The sequence below is a fragment of the Bacteroidota bacterium genome, from assembly GCA_025059945.1.
In the GTDB taxonomy this organism is placed as follows: Bacteria; Bacteroidota; Rhodothermia; order JANXDC01; family JANXDC01; genus JANXDC01.
In genome coordinates this window covers 56793-75184 of record JANXDC010000001.1, presented here as the reverse complement: position 1 = coordinate 75184, position 18392 = coordinate 56793, and the positions used below count along the sequence as shown (strand labels likewise).

Below are 18392 nucleotides of genomic sequence, written 5' to 3'. Positions count from 1 at the left end.
CGGATGGGCCGCTAAGGCGGGGGCCGCTAAAACGAAAACGCAAGCGTCTTATGGAAGGCAATTTCTCCAATCGGGTGCGTGACGTGATCTCTTACAGCCGGGAAGAAGCCATTCGGCTGGGTCACGATTATATCGGCACGGAGCACCTGCTGCTGGGCATCATCCGAGAGGGCGAAGGGATTGCCGTCAAGATCTTGCGCAACTTAGGGGTGGACCTCAACCGCCTAAAGCGGCGCATCGAAGAAGCTGTACGGCCCACGGGGGGAACTTTTACGGTGGGCAATCTGCCCCTGACCAAACAGGCCGAAAAGGTGCTCAAGATCACCTACCTTGAGGCCAAGCTTTACAAAAGCGACGTCATCGGCACCGAGCACCTATTGCTTTCCCTGCTGCGAGACGAAGAGAACATCGCAGCGCAGATTCTACATGAGTTCGGGGTGTCCTATGAGAGCGTGCGCAGTGAGCTAGACGCCATCATCAGCGGCCGCTCTGGCCGTTCTGGCGGCTCGTCCAGTGCCTCATTCGGCACCTTCATGGCAGCTCGTCATGCCACCAAGACGGAGCCCAAAAAGATGGAGAAGTCCAAAACCCCCGTGCTGGACAACTTCGGCCGGGATCTGACGAAGTTAGCTGAAGAGGGCAAGCTCGACCCCGTAATCGGACGCGACCGGGAGATCGAGCGCGTAGCGCAGGTGCTAAGCCGTCGCAAGAAGAACAACCCCGTCTTGATCGGCGAGCCAGGGGTGGGCAAAACCGCCATCGCCGAGGGGTTGGCCCTTCGGATCGTGCAGAAGAAGGTCAGCCGCGCCCTTTACAACAAGCGCATCGTGTCCCTGGATTTGGCCGCGCTCGTGGCGGGCACCAAGTACCGCGGACAGTTCGAAGAGCGCGTCAAGGCCGTCATGAACGAGCTCGAAAAAAACCCGGATGTGATCTTGTTCATCGACGAGCTGCATACGCTTGTGGGGGCTGGAGGCGCCTCGGGCTCCCTGGACGCTTCGAACATGTTCAAGCCCGCCCTAGCGCGCGGGGATATCCAGTGCATCGGAGCCACGACGCTGGACGAATATCGGCAGTACATCGAAAAAGACGGCGCCCTAGAGCGGCGCTTCCAGAAGATCCTCATCGACCCCCCCACGCCAGAGGAAACCCTAGACATCCTACGGAACATCAAGTCCAAGTATGAAGAGCACCACGGCGTGCGTTATGCGGATGAGGCCCTGGTGGCGGCCGTGAAGCTATCGGAGCGCTACATCACGGATCGCTTCCTGCCGGATAAGGCCATCGACGTCATCGATGAGGCCGGCGCGCGGGTACGGCTGTCGAACATCAAAGTGCCCCAGGAGATCCTGGACCTGGAAGCGGAAATCGAGCGCATCAAGGAGGAGAAAAACCAGGTCGTCCGCAGCCAGCGCTTTGAGGAGGCGGCCCGGTTGCGGGACCGCGAAAAGCGCTTGCAAGAGGAGCTAGAGCTAGCCAAGGAGCGCTGGGAGCGCGAATCGGCCAACACGATCTACGAAGTCACGGCCGACCACATCGCCGAAGTCGTGGCCATGATGACAGGCATCCCGGTGCACAAGATCGCCCAGAGTGAGTCTAGTAAGCTGCTCAACATGGCCGAGGAGCTCAAGCGCCAGGTCATCGGCCAGGATGAGGCCATCGACAAACTGGTGCGGGCTATCCGGCGCAGCCGAGCCGGCCTAAAAGACCCCAAGCGCCCGATCGGCTCGTTCATCTTCTTGGGCCCCACGGGCGTGGGCAAAACGGAGCTAGCTAAGGCGCTGGCCCGGTATCTGTTCGACACCGAAGAGGCGCTTATCCGCATCGACATGTCCGAGTACATGGAGAAATTCTCCGTTAGCCGTCTCATCGGAGCGCCTCCGGGCTATGTGGGCTACGAGGAGGGCGGTCAGCTGACCGAAAAAGTGCGCCGCAAGCCCTACTCGGTCGTGCTTTTGGATGAGATCGAGAAAGCCCACCCCGACGTCTTCAACATCTTGCTTCAAGTCCTCGACGACGGCATCCTGACCGACGGCCTAGGTCGGCGCGTGGACTTCCGGAACACGATCATCATCATGACCTCCAACATCGGAGCCCGGGACATCCGGAACCTAGGCAAGGGGATCGGCTTCGCCCCCACTACGCAAGAGGTCAACTACAAAAACATAAAATCCACGATCGAAGACGCCCTCCGACGGGTCTTCAACCCTGAATTCCTCAATCGCATCGACGACGTGATCGTCTTCCATCCCCTGGAGAAGCCGCACATTTACCAGATCATCGACGTCATGACGGCGGACCTGATGCGACGGGTGCGGGAGCTGGGCTACGAGCTGGAGATCACCCGGGCCGCCAAGGACTTCCTGGTCGAAAAGGGCTACGACCCGCAGTTCGGGGCCCGACCCCTCAGACGGGCGATCCAAAAGTATGTCGAAGATCCCATGGCCGAGGAAATCCTCAAGGGCACCTTCAAAGAGGGCGACAAGATCAAACTCGACTGGGACAAGAAGACGGGGGAGCTTTGGTTCCGCACCCAGCGGACGGCCGAGCCCGCCGCAGAGAAAACCGAATAGATATCCCTTTGCCAAAGCGAGGCCCGAGGTCAAGCGCCTCGGGCCTTTCTGTTTGCGGGCGGGCGCAGCCCTTAGCCGGGCTCCGGTCGCGAAGGGGAATTAAGCCCGGCGATGGCCCGACGCACAACCCCCCCGGCCGCCTCAAGGCGCCAGCGGGCCTCACCGGCGTCCACGCCCGCAAGCAACATGACCAGGGCCGTCTTAACATGCCCCGAGGCCGCCTCTAAGGCCCGGGAGGCTGTTTCATAGTCCACGCCGGTGATCATCATCAAGATACGGCGTGCGCGCTGCCGGAGCTTCTGGTTCGTCAGCTGCAGGTCCACCATGAGGTTTTCGTAGACCTTGCCAAGCCGGATCATGGCGGCCGTGGAGATCATGTTCAACACGAGCTTCTGCGCCGTGCCGCATTTCATGCGCGTAGAGCCCATGATGACCTCAGGCCCCACCACGGGGCAGATGGCTACGTCGACCTCTAGGTCGAACTCGTGACGCGGATTACAGGTGACGAAGATCGTGCGGGCTCCGAGCTTTCGGGCTTCCTCGATAGCCCCTACGACAAAGGGGGTACGCCGGCTGGCGGCCAGGCCGCATACCACGTCGCGGGCGCAGACGCCGCGCTCCCGGATCGCGCGGGCGCCGTCTTCTTTGCGGTCTTCGGCCCCCTCTTGGGCTCGGAAGACGGCCTCCGGCCCGCCGGCGATGATGGCCTGCACCATCTCGGGGTCTGTGCCAAAAGTTGGAGGGCATTCGGCCGCGTCTTGCACGCCGATGCGCCCGCTCGTGCCCGCCCCAACGTAGAAGAGCCGGCCTCCAGCGCGAAAGGCCGTCACCACCAGTTCGACGGCCTGCGCTATATAGGGGATCTCGCGCTCGACGGCCTCCGGCACCTTGTGGTCCTCGGCGTTGATGATGCGCAGGATCTCCTCGGTATCGGCCAAGTCGATGTGCTGGGAAGCCGGGTTGCGCTGCTCCGTAAGCAGGCGCTGCAGTTGTTCGAAAAGCGCCCGATCGCTCATCCCCTACATGTGCTCCGGAGCCGAAACGCCCAGGACGTTTAGCCCGTTGCGCAGCACCACGCGCGCCGCCTGCGCCAGATGCATCCGGGCCGAGGCGAGCCTGGGCTCTTCGCCGATGATCCGACAGCTGTGGTAGAACCGATGAAAAGCGGCCGCCACCTCGTTTAGGTATCCGATCACGCGGTGCGGCTCCAGCATCTCGGCGGCCTCCTGGATCACCAGAGGCAGGTCCAGGAGCGCCTTCATAAGCGCCACCTCGTGCGGATGCGTCAGCAGCTCGTAGGCCGGCGCCTCCTCAAAGACCAGGCCCAGCTCTTGGGCCTTGCGCACGATCGAGACGATGCGCGCATGCGCGTACTGCAGATAAAAGACAGGGTTTTTCTCCGAGGCCTCCTTGGCCAAATCCAGATCGAACTCCAGGTGCGTACCGGGGCTGCGCATGAGAAAGAAAAAGCGCGTCACATCGGGCCCCACCTCGTCGATGAGCTCATCCAGCGTGACGAACGTGGCCCGCCGGGTGCTCATCTTGTAGGGCTGCCCATCCTTGAGCAGGGTCACGAACTGATACAGCAGCACGCGTACGCGCTCAACCTCATAGCCCAAAGCCCGCAGCGCGGCCAGCACATCCGGATAAGTGTCGATGTGATCGGCGCCGAAGACGTTTACGATGAGGTCGTAGCCGCGCTCCAGCTTATGAATGTGATAGGCGATATCCGGAAGCCGGTACGTGGGCTCGCCCGTGCTTTTGAGGAGCACCACATCGCGATGCCGGCCCAGGGACGTCCCTCGAAACCAAAGGGCGCCCTCGGACTCGTAGACCAGCTCGCGCTCCCGGAGGCGCTCGATGAGCTGCTTGAGGGCGCCGGACTTGTACAGATCGTGTTCGTTGAAGAAAGAATCCATCTGCACGCCCAGGCGCGCCAGTGTGCGCAGGATATCGGCGAAGATGATCCGCTCGGCGGCCTCCTTGAAGGGCTCCAGTTCCTCGACGGCCAACAGGCGATCGCCGTGTTCCGCAAGCAGCGCCCGCGCAATATCCCAAATGTACTCCCCCTGATAGCCCTCCTCGGGAAACGCGACGTCCTGGCCCAGCAGTTGCTGGTAACGGGCCCGCACCGATTCGCCCAGTAGGCGCATCTGCCGGCCCGCGTTGTTGAAGTAATATTCGCGCGTGACGGCGTATCCGTTCCACTCCAAGAGCCGAGCTATGGCGTCGCCCAAAACGGCGTTTCGGCCATGTCCCACGGTGAGGGGGCCGGTGGGATTGGCGCTTACGAACTCCACTAGAGCCCGACGGCCCGCTGCGTGCCTGCTGCGCCCGTAGTCGTCGGGAGATGCCAGGATCTCGGCCAGCGTGTCGTGCAGAAAACTCGGGGCGTAGAAGACGTTGATGAACCCGGGCCCGGCCACCTCAGCCCGGCTGACCCGGCGGGGATCGAAGGAAACCTGCTCTATGAGCCGCTGCGCGATCTCGCGCGCCGGAAGGCCCAACTCCGCGGCCAGCCGGAGCGCCAGGTTGGTCGCCCAGTCTCCGTGCTCCGGACGAGCCGGCTTCTGAAATGCTATGGCATCCAGAGCCGATCCGTCCAGACCGGCCCGCTTGGCGGCATCCCGCAAAGCAGCCGCCAGATGGGGACGCAGATCCATGCAAAGCTCAAGCGGTTGGTTCGGGTTCGGTGAGCTAAGTTAGAACGCCCCTCCGGCGGTGTGCAACGCGCCTATGGTCCGGCTTTCCGCACAGCCCTGTCCGCAAAACCAAACAGTCTGCCGGCCACTAGCCCTCTTTGAGGGGCCTTGTGCGGATGTTCGCGAATTTGGCACTCGGCTTGTTGCCTTTTCTCATCCCAGTGTCGTAGAGGTGACGCCTCCTTGTGGACCCCGTGCCCGTGGTGAGGCACGGGGTCTTCTTTTTAGGGCGCTGGTTTTTATCGCTTCGCAATCGACAATTTTGGCCCCGAAGAAGCGCAGATCCTCCGTGGCAGAACGTCCTTATGTGACGATCTTCGGCAGCTCCCGGCCTCTGCCGGAGGAACCGCTCTATGCGTTGGCCGAGGAGTTGGGCTTCCGGCTGGCCCAGGCCGGCTACAACGTGTGCAACGGCGGCTATGGGGGCGTGATGGAGGCTAGCGCCCGCGGCTGTCGGCGTGGGGGCGGCCGAAGCCTTGGGGTGCCGCTTGCCGGTGTGGGCGCGCCCAATGCCCACCTGGACGCGCTAGCGCCGGCCGCCGACCTCTTTGAGCGCCTGCGACGGCTGGTGGAGATCGGCTCGGCCTATGTGGTGTTGCCCGGCGGGACGGGCACCCTGGTGGAAGTGGCCCTGGTGTGGGAGCTCGCCTACAAAGGTTGGGGGATGCGCAAGCCGATTTGGGTTTGGGCCCCGTTTTGGGAGCCCCTTATACGCCTCATAGACGCCGAGCCCGGCCTGGAGACGCAGGCGCAAGGCATGCGGCCCTCTTCTTTTCTTAAGCCGGTAGGCAGCATAGACGAAATTCTTTCGGAACTTTCCGCTCTTCGCCTTCATTAAGTTTGCCCGCTCAGCTTGCGCGCGCTTGCTGCCCCGTGTATTTTGGCCGGCGACAAACAGCCTATGGAGCCCCCTATGGAGCCGCTTTGCGAGTGGATTTGGTTCAACGGACGGTTAGTGCCCTTTGAAGAGGCCCGGGTGCACGTGCTCGCTCATGTCATTCACTACGGTTCGAGCGTCTTTGAGGGCATTCGGGCCTACAAAACGAAAAAGGGCACGGCGATATTTCGCCTGCGGGAGCACCTGCGCCGGCTCTATGATTCGGCCAAGATATACCGGATGTCCATCCCCTATACACCGGAGGAACTGGAAGAGGCCGTTTTGCAGAGCATCCGGGCCAATGGCCTTGAGTCCTGTTATATTCGGCCCATCGTGTTTCGCGGATACGGACCGATGGGGGTTAACCCCCTGCATTGCCCCGTCGAGGTGGCTATAGCCGTCTGGGAGTGGGGGGCATATCTAGGTCAGGAGGCGCTAGAGCAAGGCGTAGACGTGCAAGTGTCCTCCTGGAACCGTCTTCCGGCCAATTCGATCCCGTACATCGCCAAGGCCGGGGGCAATTATCTCAACTCACAGCTCATCAAAATGGAGGCCCTCACAAATGGCTACGCCGAGGGGATCGCACTCGACTACGATGGATTCATCGCCGAGGGCAGTGGAGAAAACCTCTTTCTGGTGCGGGATGGTCGCTTGTTCACCCCCTCCCTAGAAGCCCCCATCTTGCCCGGGGTGACGCGGGATGCCGTCATACGATTGGCCCGTGATATGGGTCTGGAGGTGGTTGAGACGCGCCTGCCGCGCTCAAGCCTCTATGTGGCCGATGAGCTCTTCTTTACAGGCACGGCCGCGGAGATCACCCCGATTCGGTCCGTAGATCGGATCCCGATCGGGACTGGCTTTCGCGGCCCCATCACGGCCCGGCTGCAAGAGGCCTTCTTTCACATCGTCCACGACGGTGAGGATCCCTACGGATGGCTTACCCCCGTCTACAGCCGGGAGCTGGTCTAAGGCTAGGCGCCTTAAGCCTCTGGCCGCCTAAGGGGGGGTTGTATTGCCCACAGGATACGTTCTAACTTTCGCCACCGAGACGCTTCCCCACAAGGAATCCCACCGGTGAGCATCCAGCCGCAAACGCCCGGGCCCGTCCGACGGGTTACAACCCGGACTGTGGTGGAGATGAAAGCCCGAGGCGAAAAGATCGCCGTGCTTACGGCCTACGACTACACGATGGCCCGGCTGGTCGACTCCGCGGGGGTGGACATCATCCTGGTAGGCGATTCGGCCTCCAACGTCATAGCCGGGCATGAGACGACGCTGCCCATTACGTTGGAGCAGATGATCTATCACGCCCAATGCGTGGTGCGGGCCGTCCGCCGAGCCATGGTGATTGTGGACATGCCCTTCGGCACCTACCAGGGCAACAGCCAGGAGGCCCTGGCCAGTGCCATCCGGATCATGAAGGAGACCGGAGCGCATGGGGTCAAGCTCGAAGGCGGCGAGGTGGTCTTAGAGGCCGTCCGGCGCATCGTGGAGGCCGGCATCCCCGTCATGGGGCACCTGGGACTGACCCCGCAGTCCATTTACAAGTTTGGCACCTATCAGGTTCGGGCCCGCGACGAACAGGAGGCCGCCCAGCTTCGCAAGGACGCCAAGCTGCTCGAGGAGGCCGGCTGTTTTGCGATCGTGCTCGAAAAGATCCCCTCTCAGCTGGCCCATGAGGTTACGGAGATGCTCTCCATCCCCACCATCGGCATCGGAGCCGGTCCTCATTGCGACGGGCAGGTGCTGGTGCTGCACGACATGCTGGGGCTTACGCGGGAGTTCCGGCCGCGGTTTGTACGCCGGTATCTGGAGCTCGATGAGCTCATCCAAGATGCCGTTCGGCGCTACGTGGGGGACGTCAAAACGCAGTGCTTTCCGAGCCCGGAGGAAAGCTATTAAAGGGCCATGTCCGATCGCCCCCTCATTCTGGTCAGCAATGACGATGGCATCGACGCCCCCGGTCTGAAGGCGCTCGTGGAAGCCGTATCCCCCCTGGGCGAAGTGCGCGTGGTGGCCCCAGAACGACAGCAGAGCGCCGTGGGGCATGCCATCACGATGCAGCAGCCCTTGCGGGCCTATCCGCATCGGCGCAGTGGGCGCTTGTGGGGCACGGCCGTAACGGGCACACCGGCAGACTGCGTGAAATTGGCCTTGGCCAAGCTCCTGGAGCGACGCCCCGATCTGGTCGTCTCGGGCATCAACCACGGATCCAACACCTCTACAAACGTGCTTTACTCGGGCACGGTCTCGGCCGCAGCCGAAGGCGCGCTCTACGGCATCCCCTCGATCGCCTTTTCCCTCTGCGAACAGAACTGGGAGGCGGATCTGTCGGCCGCGCGTCAGATCGCAAGCCGGATCGCGGCTGAGGTGCTCCGCCGAGGCCTTCCCCAGGGGGTGTTGCTGAACGTGAACATTCCCCCTTTGCCCCTGGAGCAGATCCAAGGCATTCGCGTCACGCGTCAGGCCCAAGCCCGCTGGATCGAGGAGTTCGATTCCCGCACCGACCCCTTTAACCGCACCTACTATTGGCTTACGGGCACATTCGTGAATTTCGATGAGGGCGAAGACACGGACGAGGCCGCCATAGCGGCCGGATACGTCTCGATCACCCCGATTCATTACGATCTTACCGCATACGCCGCCTTAGAGGAACTGCGCCGATGGCCTTGGAGCTTCTGAACCTGTCCTTAGACGGGGCGCTGCAAGCTGCTCGGCGCGCCGCGCGCGAGGCCGGAGCGATCATCCGCCGCTGCTGGGGTCGCCTCGATCCCGAAACGGCCGCCCTCAAAGGCGTACACGACCTGGTTACGGAAGTAGACCGAGAGGCCGAGGCCTGCATTCTCACGATACTGCGCGAGGCCTTGCCAGAAAGCATTTTCGTAGCCGAAGAGAGCGCCCCCGCCCAAACGGCCTCTGAGGCCCCCCTGCGCTGGTTTATCGACCCCCTGGACGGCACCACGAACTTCGTACATGGCGTGCCGGCCTGCTCCGTAAGCATCGCCTTGGAAGCTGCAGGTGAGCTTGCGCTCGGCGTGGTCTACGAACTGGGCCGGGATGAGCTCTTTTGGGCCGTGCGCGGCCAGGGCGCCTACTTGAACGGCCAGCCCATCCGGGTTTCGCGTGTTCGCAGGCCCGAGCATGCGCTGCTAGCGACGGGCTTTCCGTACCGGGAATTCGATCGGATCGACGCCTATCTAGAGGTGCTGCGCTACTTTATGCGGCACACCCAAGGGGTGCGTCGACCCGGCTCGGCGGCGATGGACCTCTGCTACGTGGCCTGCGGCCGCTTCGACGGCTTCTGGGAGCTCGGGCTAAGCCCCTGGGACGTGGCCGCCGGCGCCCTGATCGTGGCCGAGGCAGGCGGAGCGGTGACGGATTTCGACGGGGGATCTGGTTACCTTTTCGGCCGTCAGATCCTGGCCACCAATAGCCATCTGCACTCCTGGATGCTGGAGGCCGTGCAGCCGCTGGCAGCTAGGAAGCGGCTAGCCAACAGCTCATAACCTCGCGGCCGAGCTCGATTCCGCTCTGGGAGATGTCTATCGCCCCGGAGCACCCCAGTCCCCAGAGGGTGCGGCGATCGGCTTCTCCCCTAAGGGGAGCCACCGCCACAAGCGGTAAGGCGCGCAGAGTCTGAATCCGTTCCAGAAAGCGCTCCCAGCTCCCTTGCTCCATCGGGGCCAAGTTCACCACGCACACATCGAACCCCCCCCGCCCCAGGGCCTCCCAAAAGGCCTCCAGCGTCTGCACCCGCAGCACTTCGGCCTGCACGCGCTCTAGGAGCGCGGCCAACCAGCCTGGACGACGCGGATCTGGGTCGTATAGCAGCACCCGGCAACCTCGCAGACAGACGCCCTCCGGAATCGGCCTGGGGGTGAGCAGCGGCCAGCGCACCCACACGGTCGTGCCTACGCCGGACTGGGAACGGATCTCCAGCTCCCCGCCCGTAAGGCGCACCAGTCGGTGTGCGAGCGCCAGGCCCAGGCCCAGTCCCTCGTAAGGCCGGGACAGGCCCTCATGCCCTTGACGGAAAGGCTCCCCCAAACGCTGCAGCACCTGCGGAGCGATGCCGATGCCGGTATCCTGCACGCTGAGCTCCCAGTTGGCCCCCCGTCGACGTGTGCGCACAGCGATACCTCCCCGCTCGGTAAACTTGATCGCGTTCTCAAGGATGGATTCCATCACCTTCCGACACGCATCTGGGTCCGACCGCACGGGCAACGGACCGGCCTCTAGCTGCAAAGACCATCGCAAACCCTTGGCCTGGGCCAGCGAGGCGTAACGACCCGCGAGGCGCTCTAACAACGCATCGGCATAGACCGGCCTAGGGCTGGGACGCCACTCTCCCGCTTCCAAACGCGCAATCTCCAGCAGGCTCTCGATCGTGTGCACCAAGCGCAAGCTGTTTTGCGCGATCGCCTCTAAAGCCTCCCGTATGAAGAGGTTCTGCGGTTCCCCCCATTCGCGCTTGAGCATCTCGGCGTAGCCCACGAGCACGTTGGCCGGGGTGCGGATCTCGTGGGATAGCAGACTCAAAAACCGTTGCTGAAGGCCTTCCTCCGACGTATCGAGCGCCGTGGAGGCGGAGGCTTGGGGTGTCGGAGCTAAAATCAGATACCAACGTCCAGCCCGGGCGTGCGGAGCGAGGAAGGCAACCCAACGGCGGTCTTGGGCATCTGCAGTACGCCGAAATACCATCCCCCCTACGATTGAGCTTTGGGAGGCGGAACCGATGCTTATCCAGCCCGCCAAAGGTCGTCCTTGTTCATCCTCTAGCCCCCAATCTTGTACATGCCGGGCCCCGGCCTTAAGGGCCCGCGCAGCGGCGTTGGCCCTCTCGATACGGCCGTGGGGGTCCACTATAGCCACTGCTACAGGCCAATGCGCCCAGTCGGGTTCAGAAGCCTCCGTTATGTTGGGGGATTCAGAAAAGCACCCCTGCCGAGACGGGTGTACCTGATCTGCGCCGGTATATGCGCCCCACAGCAGCAGGGAGCCCACCAGTCCCAAGGCGAAGATCCCACCGAAGAGGGCAAGAGCGAGATCAGCCCCCCGCTGATAAGCCCATAAGTGTACCCCGATCGTGGCCCCCCAGGATAAAACCCAAAGCCCGAGGATCGGGAGGAAACGGCTGCAAGGCTCGGAACCACGCATGGGAAGACCACGCTAATGGGCCTGGTACGCCGCAGCAAGCCATGTGCCGGGAGCTCAAAAAGCGGATTTTTTCCCTTTTTCCGTCCGGCATTTTTCTTTTTGGATCCAGCTTGTATCGTTTTTGCCCGTCGGGGTCTATGCTCTTGCTCGCCCTACGCGGCTCGGCGTATATTTGCCAAGCCTTCGTTGAGCAAGCCAACGTAGCTCAGCCGGTAGAGCAGCTCACTCGTAATGAGCAGGTCGTGGGTTCGAGTCCCACCGTTGGCTCCCCGATATGGCCCACCGAAAAGTGGGTTTTTTTGAGCGCCTGCAAGCAAAAAGGCCGGACGGGATCCGGCCTTTTTGCCGTGACATTTATGGGCGCTCCTCGAGAGGCGGCTTTTGATCCTTGGGCACAGGCGACCGATAGGGTCGGCCTCCGGTTTTGCGCTGAAAATCCGCCTTAGCTGCCTCAAGCAGCCGCGGTTGCGTCAATAGATCATATCCGGTGAGGGCCAAAACTTTGGCCGCCACCAGCGCCCCCGCATGCCCAATCGAGGTCCCGTGACAGGCCGTGGAGGCCCAGCTATGCCAAGGGATGAGCTGCGCGGCCGTGGCCACGCTGAGGCCTGCCGTGGGCGCGATCCAGCTCACCTCCGCCACATCGGTTGAGCCCCCCGTAGCGGGCTCCGGATTGGGGGCCAGCGGCTTGATTGCGGTGCTGAGCCCCTTTTCTTCGAGCCCCAAAAAGCGCTGCAGCTGCCGCGCGAAGGCCTGATCCTGCTCGCTAAATCGGGGCGCCCCGACCCGCTGCAGGTTCGCGTATAAGGCCTCCTGTAGAGGCCGGTTGAGCAGATATTCGTGCACCCCCGCAAGCAGCGTGACCTTGTAGCGGGTGCCCGTGGCAACAGCCGCCCCCTCGGCGCACTTGAGCACCCGCTCATAGAGCTGCTCTACAGCCACGCGAGAAGTGTCGCGCACGTAATACCAAACCTTGGCGTATTCGGGCACGACATTAGGGGCCCCCCCTCCATGCGAGATCACGTAATGGATACGGGCCGAGGGGCGCACGTGTTCACGCAGCAGGTTGACGGCGTAGTTCATGAGCTCCACCGCGTCCAGGGCGCTTCGACCATTCCAGGGGTCGGCGGAGGCGTGCGCGGCCTGTCCGAAAAACTCCACGACAAAGTTGTTCATCGCACGACCGGGCTGATTGCGGACCTCCGTCTCGGTGCCGGGATGCCATTCCAGCGCGGCGTCGAGATCGCTAAAGAGCCCCTCTTTGGCCATGTACACCTTGCCCACCAGCGTCTCTTCGGCCGGACAGCCAAAGAGTTTGATCGTGCCGGACAGGTTGTGCGCTTGCATATATTCTTTGAGGGCTATCGCCGCCACCACGCAGGCGGCCCCAAAGAGGTTGTGCCCGCACCCGTGTCCGGAGTCCACCCCGTCGGAGCGCGGCGCCTTCTCGGGCTTGGGGGCGTTGCCCACGCCGGGCAGGGCGTCGTATTCAGCCAGAATCCCGATCACCGGCCGACCGCTGCCGTAAGTGGCCACGAAGGCCGTGGGCAGACCGGCGACGCCGCGCTCTACCCGAAACCCGGCCCGTTCGAGCGTTTCGGCCAACAGCGCAGCCGAACGCACCTCCCGAAGTGCCGTCTCCGCATACTCCCAGAGCGCATCCGAAAGCCGCACCAGCTCCGGCCTTAACGCCTCTACGCGGGCCTCTAAATCCGCCTTGGGATCTGGCCGCCTAGCAAGTCGGCCTTGGGCTTCCGCGGAACAAACGGCTCCGAGAACGGCTAGCACGACGAACCATGAGCGCAGCATAGGAATAACCCTCCTCGCCATACGAACCGAAAGAAACACCTTCTAGAGGGCCGTAGGCAAGGGGTATGTCCCAGATCGGAACACGCTGACGGAAAAAGCGGACACCGCCTCAGGGCCTGCGTCTTCTGTTGTGCGGTTGGCATGCTCTTTTCGGCTGTCTTCGCCTGAGTTCTGCGCCCTGGGGCAACAAAATGCTATCTTAGGCGTCAAAATCACATGCGCAACATAGGGAAGACGGCTATGCCACGAGGCGCCCTCTGGATCGCGGTCCTGCCCCTGATGGCGGGCTGTTATACGCAGCTGCAGCTGAGCCAACCTGCGCAGCCGGAGCAAGGGTACACCGAGGAAAGCCCATCGGCTTCGGATTGGGCTTATCTTAAGCGCCGCTCTTTTGATCGCTTCTATAGGACGTGGACCTACACCTTTGGCCCACCTTACGGATATGTGGGCTGGTATGGCATCTGGGGCTACTATGACCCTTTTTGGTGGGATCCTTGGTGTTGGGAGCCCCGCTCCGTGCGCATTACGCTGATCTTCCGCTACCCGTGGTGGCGCTGGGGCTACTATTCGTATTATGATCCCTTCTGGCGTCCGGCCTACTACGCCTCGCCGTGGCGCTATACGGGGCTATACCGGTATCGGATCCCTCAGCCTGCCGATTACGGACCCCGCGAATCGGGCCGCACCCCGTATTCAGACTCAGCGCCCGGGCATACACCTAGAACGCAAGCGGTCTCCCCAGCGCCTCCTCTGAAGGGCATGCTGCGCAGCCGGGATGCCGTAGAGGGCGTGCGGACCTCAGGCGTAAACCCGATCCTCAGCCCCGCCGAACGGCCCAAGAGCGAACCTGGAGCGCATCCGCGGTCCGCTTTCGGCGCGCCTCTGACCCCCGCCGCAAGACCACAACGCACAGCAGTCCCTGCGGAAACCAGGTCGCGCGAAGCGGGTCGTTCCGCGCCCGCGACCCGGGAGATAAGCCCCCCACGCCATGGCTCCCCGGCGCGCATGGAGGCCCCTCCGCCGCAGCGCCCGCTGCGCAGCGAGCTTGAAGGCGTAAGCCGGCCTGCGCGCGCGCCTCGAGATGGAAGCTGATTTCGCCGGGCCCAGAAAGGCGCTATGAGGCGGCTGCGAATCGGTTTGCTCGCATGCGCCGTTTGGGGTGCGCTCAGCCCCGCGTGGGCTCAAAACGAAACCGATGCGCTGCGCTATAGCCGGCTGCACATAGCCCCGAGCGCGACGGCCCTGGGCCTAGCAGGCGCATACGTGGCCATAGGGGGCTCCTGGGAGGCGGCCTTCTCCAACCCGGCCGGCCTGAGCTTGAGCTCTCGAAGCGAGCTCTTGGTGAGCCTGAGCGGCACGGGGGTGCAAGATCAAGCGCGGTATCTGGAACGCATCCAACGGGATAACGTACAGCGCCTGCAGCTGCCCAGCTTGGCGTATCTACAGAAAGTCCCCACCCGTCGAGGTAGCCTAGCTATCGGGATCGGATACGACGAGGCCGCCAACTTCACGCGCCGGTTTTCGTTTGCTGCCTTCAATCCGCGCCATTCCATCACGGAGTATTTCCTCACAAGCCCTTTTTACTTTGATCTGGCCTTTCGCACCTACGCCATCGACACCTTGCCGGGCAGGCGCTACTATCCAGCCGTGCTCGAAGGCGAAGTGGACCAGCAGGGAGAGGTCTTCGAGCGCGGCCAGATGGGGCAGATCAGCCTGGCCTATGGGATCGAGGCGCTTCGAAACCTGCACTTCGGAGCGGCCCTTTACCTGTATACGGGTCAATACCGCTACGAGCGCGTCTTCGAAGAGCTCGACAGCCGCAACATCCATAACGGCCGCGGCGGCACGACGGACTTTGAGTCGCTGCGCCTGCTGGATGAGATCTCTTCAGAACTGTCCGGCTTACAGGCCCGCCTGGGGCTGCTGTATACGGCCGGTGCCGCGGCGCGGGTGGGAGCCTCCCTGCTTGTGCCGGGCCGCCTGGAGGTGCGCGATCGCTACAGAAGTTCCCTCAGCACGGCCTTCGACAACGGGGAGCGCTTCTCCGATAGCCGGTCCGGCCTGTATCGCTACCGCATCTTGCTGCCCGCCCGGATCTCGGCCGGGGCTTCGCTGCGCATGGCCTTGATCCGCATAAGTGCGGAGGCCGAATGGACCGATTGGACGGCCTTGGAGCTTGCGCCCAGCGCCACGTTCGGAGAAGCCAACCGCCGATTGCGTCGAGACTATCGGCCCACTGTGCAGCAGCGCCTCGGCGCCGAGCTACAGCTGCCAAGCCCGCAGGGGCTTGTGCTGCGAGGGGGCTGGAGCAACAGCCCCAGCCCACATCGAGGCCTTGCGCTCGGCCAGCGCTCCTGGAGCTTGGGGTTGGGCGTCCCGATGGGGGAAAACGCCCGGCTGGACGTGGCCTACGCGCAGACGCGCTTCTCGGATCAGTTTCGCCAGTATGCAGCCCCCGTAGGACCAGATCCGATCGTGTACGAACAAGTCAGCCGGGGGCGTCTAGTCTTCAGCCTGCGCTGGTTTTGGGGCCCAGGCCGCTGAGATAGGCCAGCAGAATGCCCGCTGCCACGGCCGCATTGAGGGACTCGACCCCGCGGCCCAGGCGCGGGATGCAGACGCGCGCATGAGCCCTCTTAAGCCACTGCGGTCGTATCCCTGCGGCCTCTGAGCCGATTAGCAGCGCCACGCGCTCCGGCACGGGCACCCCCTCCCCAAGGGGCCTTCCTCCCTCCGCCACAGCCGCCCAGAGGGCCACATCGTGCGTTAATAGGGCCTCTAGCGCTTCCTCCAAAGAAACCTCGTAGACGGGCACGAAAAACAAACCGCCCATGCTCGCCCGCACCGCCTTGGGGTTGTAGGGATCGGCCGAGCCCGGCCCCAGCAAAACGGCATCCCAGCCAAACCAGGCCGCTGTGCGTATGATCGCCCCCACGTTGCCCGGATCTCCGAGCCCATCCAACAGGAGCACCCGCCGCCAGCTTGCGAGCTGCTTCTGGCTCCAGGAGCGATCCGGAAGCGGACAGACGGCTACGACGCCTTGGCTGGTCGCGACCTCCGAAAGACGGGCCATATCCGCCTCCGAAAGCAAGGCCACCGAAGCGCCGCGGCCCTCCAGCTTGCGCCGCGCCTGCCTGAGGGCCGGATCCTTGGCGCGATCGGGCGTAAGGAGTAGCCACTCCACGGGCCAGTCCGACATGGCCAGCTCTTGGATCAGATGAGGGCCTTCGACCAGAAACCGGCCGTAGCGCCGACGATACTTCTTCTCCTTTAGCGCGGCTAGCCGCTTTAAGCGCTCTCGGCCCAGCATCTCGGAGATTGGACCTCAGCCGGCGCCCGCATGTGGGCCGGAGTGCGGCGCGGCCGATACGGCTCACCGAGAACGCGCTCATGCATCCAGCGCAGCGCCACGGCGGAAAGCCCCACGGCGTAGGCGCCCAACACCCCCAGTCCCAGCGTGTCCGGGGTCGTCCATCGGCCCCAGGTGAGCGTATCGCGCACGATCTGCGTCAGATGATAAACCGGATTGAGCTGGCTAAGGGCATGCGCTACGGGATGTAGGGTGGAAAACGGAAAGTAGGTATCGCTCAACAAGGCCAGCGGTACGGCGATGAGGAAGACGGGATAGTTCATGAAGTCGATGTGGGGCACCTTGGCCGTAAACAAAAGCGCCCCGGCGCCGAAGGCTACACCCGCCAGGAACCCCGCAAAGGCGATGGGGGCCAGGGCCCAAAGATGAATACTCAGCTGTCCGGCAAGCGCCAGCGCGATCAGCACCAGGAGCACGCAGAAGGCACTCAAAAGGCCCTTAAGGGCCGCCCAGAGGATCTCCCCCCACACGACGTGCTCCATCTGCACGGGCGTGGCCAGCTGCGCATCGAAAGTGCGCTGATAGAACATGCGCACATAAGAGCCATAGAGTCCCTCGAAAAAGGACTGATACAGCAGGCTTACGGCCACAACCCCCGCGGCCAGATAGTCGGCGTACGCCAACGTCCCATGCGGGGTTGCGAAGGCGCCCACAAGAGCGCCTACACCGAGGCCGAAGACACCGAAATACAGCAAGGGCTCCAAAACGGGCGGCAAAAAACCCAGATGCCATGTGCGGCGCCAAACGCGCCAGTGCCGATACAAGACCGCGCGGGTCTGCCAGGCTAACAGGGCCCGTATCATGGCGGAGCTCAACGGCGCTCGTACAGGTAGGCGCAATCCAAGAGCCGAGCCTGGGTGCCGTCGTGCAGGGCGAACTTGCCGCTACGCCAGATCTCGGCCGATCCGAACTGGCCGGCCTTGTTGATGGCGTAGAAGCGCACGTTGAAGTTCGGCCGTCCCTGTTCGTCCTGCAGGCGCCGCATCTTGTTGTGTTGCACGATGCGCTTACAGGCCTCCAGGCAGGCCTCTTCAGGAGACCTGCCGGCGCGCATCTGTTCTACGATGAACACACAAGAGCAGTTCACCAAATTAGCCTCGCCGCGGCCGGTTGAGCCCGCCGCTCCGACTTCGTTGTCGACGTATAGACCCGCTCCGATAATCGGAGAATCTCCTACGCGGCCCGGGATTTTGAAGGCGAGCCCGCTTGTGGTCGTCACACCCGACAGGTTGCCCCGCAAATCAAGACCCAGACAGGAGATCGTACCGTAGTAGCGGATCACCTCCCGAAGCTCTTCGCCGATGTCTCGATCCTGTGGGCCGTGCGGCGGCAGGTAGTCGTCCCGGTTGCTCAGCGTCTCCTTCCACTGCACCCAGGCCAGGCGGGCCTTCTCGGTAAGCAGCTCCTCCTTTTTGAAACCGTGCATAAGGGCGAACTGCAACGCCCCCTCGCCGACGAGCAGCACGTGATCGGTGCGCTCCATCACAAGACGGGCCACTTTGGAGGGGTTGCGGATGTATTTGAGCGCGGCCACGGCCCCGGCTCGATGCGTGGGTCCGTGCATAACGGAGGCGTCCAGCTCGACCTCGCCGCGCTCGTTGGGCAACCCCCCTAACCCGACCGTCATGTCCTCGGGATCGTCTTCGACCAGGTTCACCCCGGCTATGACGGCGTCCAATGCGTCAGCACCTTCTAGGATCATCTGCATAGCCTTCTCGACAGCGCGAAGCCCGTTGCCGCTGGCGATCACAACGGGCCGAGGAGCCCGTTGTGGGGCCTCGGAAGACGCTCCCCAGACGGATTCAAAGGCGCTTGCATACGGCGCGGCGGCCGCGCCGACTCCTGCGGCGGCCGCGGTGCGCAGAAAATCCCGACGAGAAACGCTCATACCGACCTCCTCGGCT

General features: G+C 63.2%; 15 protein-coding genes and 1 tRNA gene. 9 read left to right on the top strand and 7 right to left on the bottom strand.

Annotated elements, in window-relative coordinates; genetic code table 11:
• Positions 1-50 precede the first annotated feature (50 nt).
• Complete coding sequence (locus NZ993_00340) at positions 51-2573, top strand: ATP-dependent Clp protease ATP-binding subunit (GenBank protein ID MCS7154247.1); 2523 nt, start codon at positions 51-53, stop codon at positions 2571-2573.
• Between the two features lie 71 nt (positions 2574-2644).
• On the opposite strand, the gene murQ is transcribed toward NZ993_00340, so the two are convergent.
• Together murQ and argS are read right to left on the bottom strand one after the other, a co-directional pair.
• Complete coding sequence (gene murQ, locus NZ993_00335; protein ID MCS7154246.1) at positions 2645-3589, bottom strand: N-acetylmuramic acid 6-phosphate etherase; 945 nt, start codon at positions 3587-3589, stop codon at positions 2645-2647.
• A 3-nt stretch (positions 3590-3592) separates the two neighbouring features.
• Positions 3593-5236 carry an arginine--tRNA ligase gene (argS, locus tag NZ993_00330; protein ID MCS7154245.1) on the bottom strand — a complete coding sequence of 548 codons (1644 nt, stop codon included), beginning with the start codon at positions 5234-5236 and terminating at the stop codon, positions 3593-3595.
• Positions 5237-5564: 328 nt separating this feature from the next.
• On the opposite strand from argS, the gene NZ993_00325 reads away from it, so the two are divergent.
• The 5 genes from NZ993_00325 (at position 5565) to NZ993_00305 (ending at position 9658) form a co-directional block, all read left to right on the top strand.
• Positions 5565-6113, top strand: coding sequence for an LOG family protein (locus NZ993_00325; GenBank protein ID MCS7154244.1), 549 nt, complete (start codon positions 5565-5567; stop codon positions 6111-6113).
• A 75-nt stretch (positions 6114-6188) separates the two neighbouring features.
• Entirely contained in the window at positions 6189-7121 is a 933-nt protein-coding gene (locus NZ993_00320) for a branched-chain amino acid transaminase (GenBank protein ID MCS7154243.1), read from the top strand.
• A 105-nt stretch (positions 7122-7226) separates the two neighbouring features.
• Entirely contained in the window at positions 7227-8054 is an 828-nt protein-coding gene (gene panB / locus NZ993_00315; GenBank protein ID MCS7154242.1) for a 3-methyl-2-oxobutanoate hydroxymethyltransferase, read from the top strand.
• Between the two features lie 6 nt (positions 8055-8060).
• Entirely contained in the window at positions 8061-8834 is a 774-nt protein-coding gene (gene surE / locus NZ993_00310) for a 5'/3'-nucleotidase SurE (protein ID MCS7154241.1), read from the top strand.
• A complete protein-coding gene (locus NZ993_00305; protein MCS7154240.1) occupies positions 8816-9658 on the top strand; it encodes an inositol monophosphatase in 843 nt (280 codons plus the stop codon). The genes surE and NZ993_00305 overlap by 19 nt, the downstream gene beginning before the upstream one ends.
• Here the strand turns inward: NZ993_00305 and NZ993_00300 are convergent.
• On the bottom strand, positions 9630-11309 hold the full coding sequence (locus NZ993_00300) for a HAMP domain-containing histidine kinase (GenBank protein ID MCS7154239.1): 1680 nt from the start codon (positions 11307-11309) through the stop codon (positions 9630-9632). The genes NZ993_00305 and NZ993_00300 overlap by 29 nt on opposite strands.
• Before the next feature lie 194 nt (positions 11310-11503).
• Between NZ993_00300 and NZ993_00295 the strand changes: the two genes are divergently transcribed.
• A tRNA-Thr gene (locus NZ993_00295) sits at positions 11504-11576 on the top strand.
• 87 nt (positions 11577-11663) lie between these two features.
• Here the strand turns inward: NZ993_00295 and NZ993_00290 are convergent.
• Positions 11664-13118 (bottom strand): amidohydrolase, encoded by a 1455-nt coding sequence (locus NZ993_00290; protein ID MCS7154238.1) that lies wholly within the window; start codon positions 13116-13118, stop codon positions 11664-11666.
• Positions 13119-13334: 216 nt separating this feature from the next.
• Here NZ993_00290 and NZ993_00285 point away from each other — a divergent pair, with 216 nt between their 5' ends.
• Together NZ993_00285 and NZ993_00280 are read left to right on the top strand one after the other, a co-directional pair.
• Positions 13335-14210 (top strand): hypothetical protein, encoded by an 876-nt coding sequence (locus tag NZ993_00285; GenBank protein MCS7154237.1) that lies wholly within the window; start codon positions 13335-13337, stop codon positions 14208-14210.
• A gap of 24 nt (positions 14211-14234) precedes the next feature.
• The gene (locus tag NZ993_00280; GenBank protein MCS7154236.1) at positions 14235-15662 is read left to right on the top strand and encodes a hypothetical protein; all 1428 of its coding nucleotides are present in this window, start codon (positions 14235-14237) and stop codon (positions 15660-15662) included.
• Here NZ993_00280 and NZ993_00275 read toward each other — a convergent pair.
• Genes NZ993_00275 through NZ993_00265 form a run of 3 tightly spaced genes read right to left on the bottom strand, consistent with a single transcriptional unit; the run spans position 15628 to position 18376 of the window.
• Positions 15628-16428 carry an RNA methyltransferase gene (locus NZ993_00275; protein ID MCS7154235.1) on the bottom strand — a complete coding sequence of 267 codons (801 nt, stop codon included), beginning with the start codon at positions 16426-16428 and terminating at the stop codon, positions 15628-15630. The two genes, NZ993_00280 and NZ993_00275, sit on opposite strands and share 35 nt — an antisense overlap.
• Positions 16407-17291: an ABC transporter permease gene (locus tag NZ993_00270; protein ID MCS7154234.1), complete on the bottom strand. Its 885-nt coding sequence runs from the start codon at positions 17289-17291 to the stop codon at positions 16407-16409. Before NZ993_00270 ends, NZ993_00275 begins: the two co-directional genes overlap by 22 nt.
• An 8-nt stretch (positions 17292-17299) precedes the next feature.
• Complete coding sequence (locus NZ993_00265) at positions 17300-18376, bottom strand: N(4)-(beta-N-acetylglucosaminyl)-L-asparaginase (protein ID MCS7154233.1); 1077 nt, start codon at positions 18374-18376, stop codon at positions 17300-17302.
• Between the last annotated feature and the right edge of the window lie 16 nt (positions 18377-18392).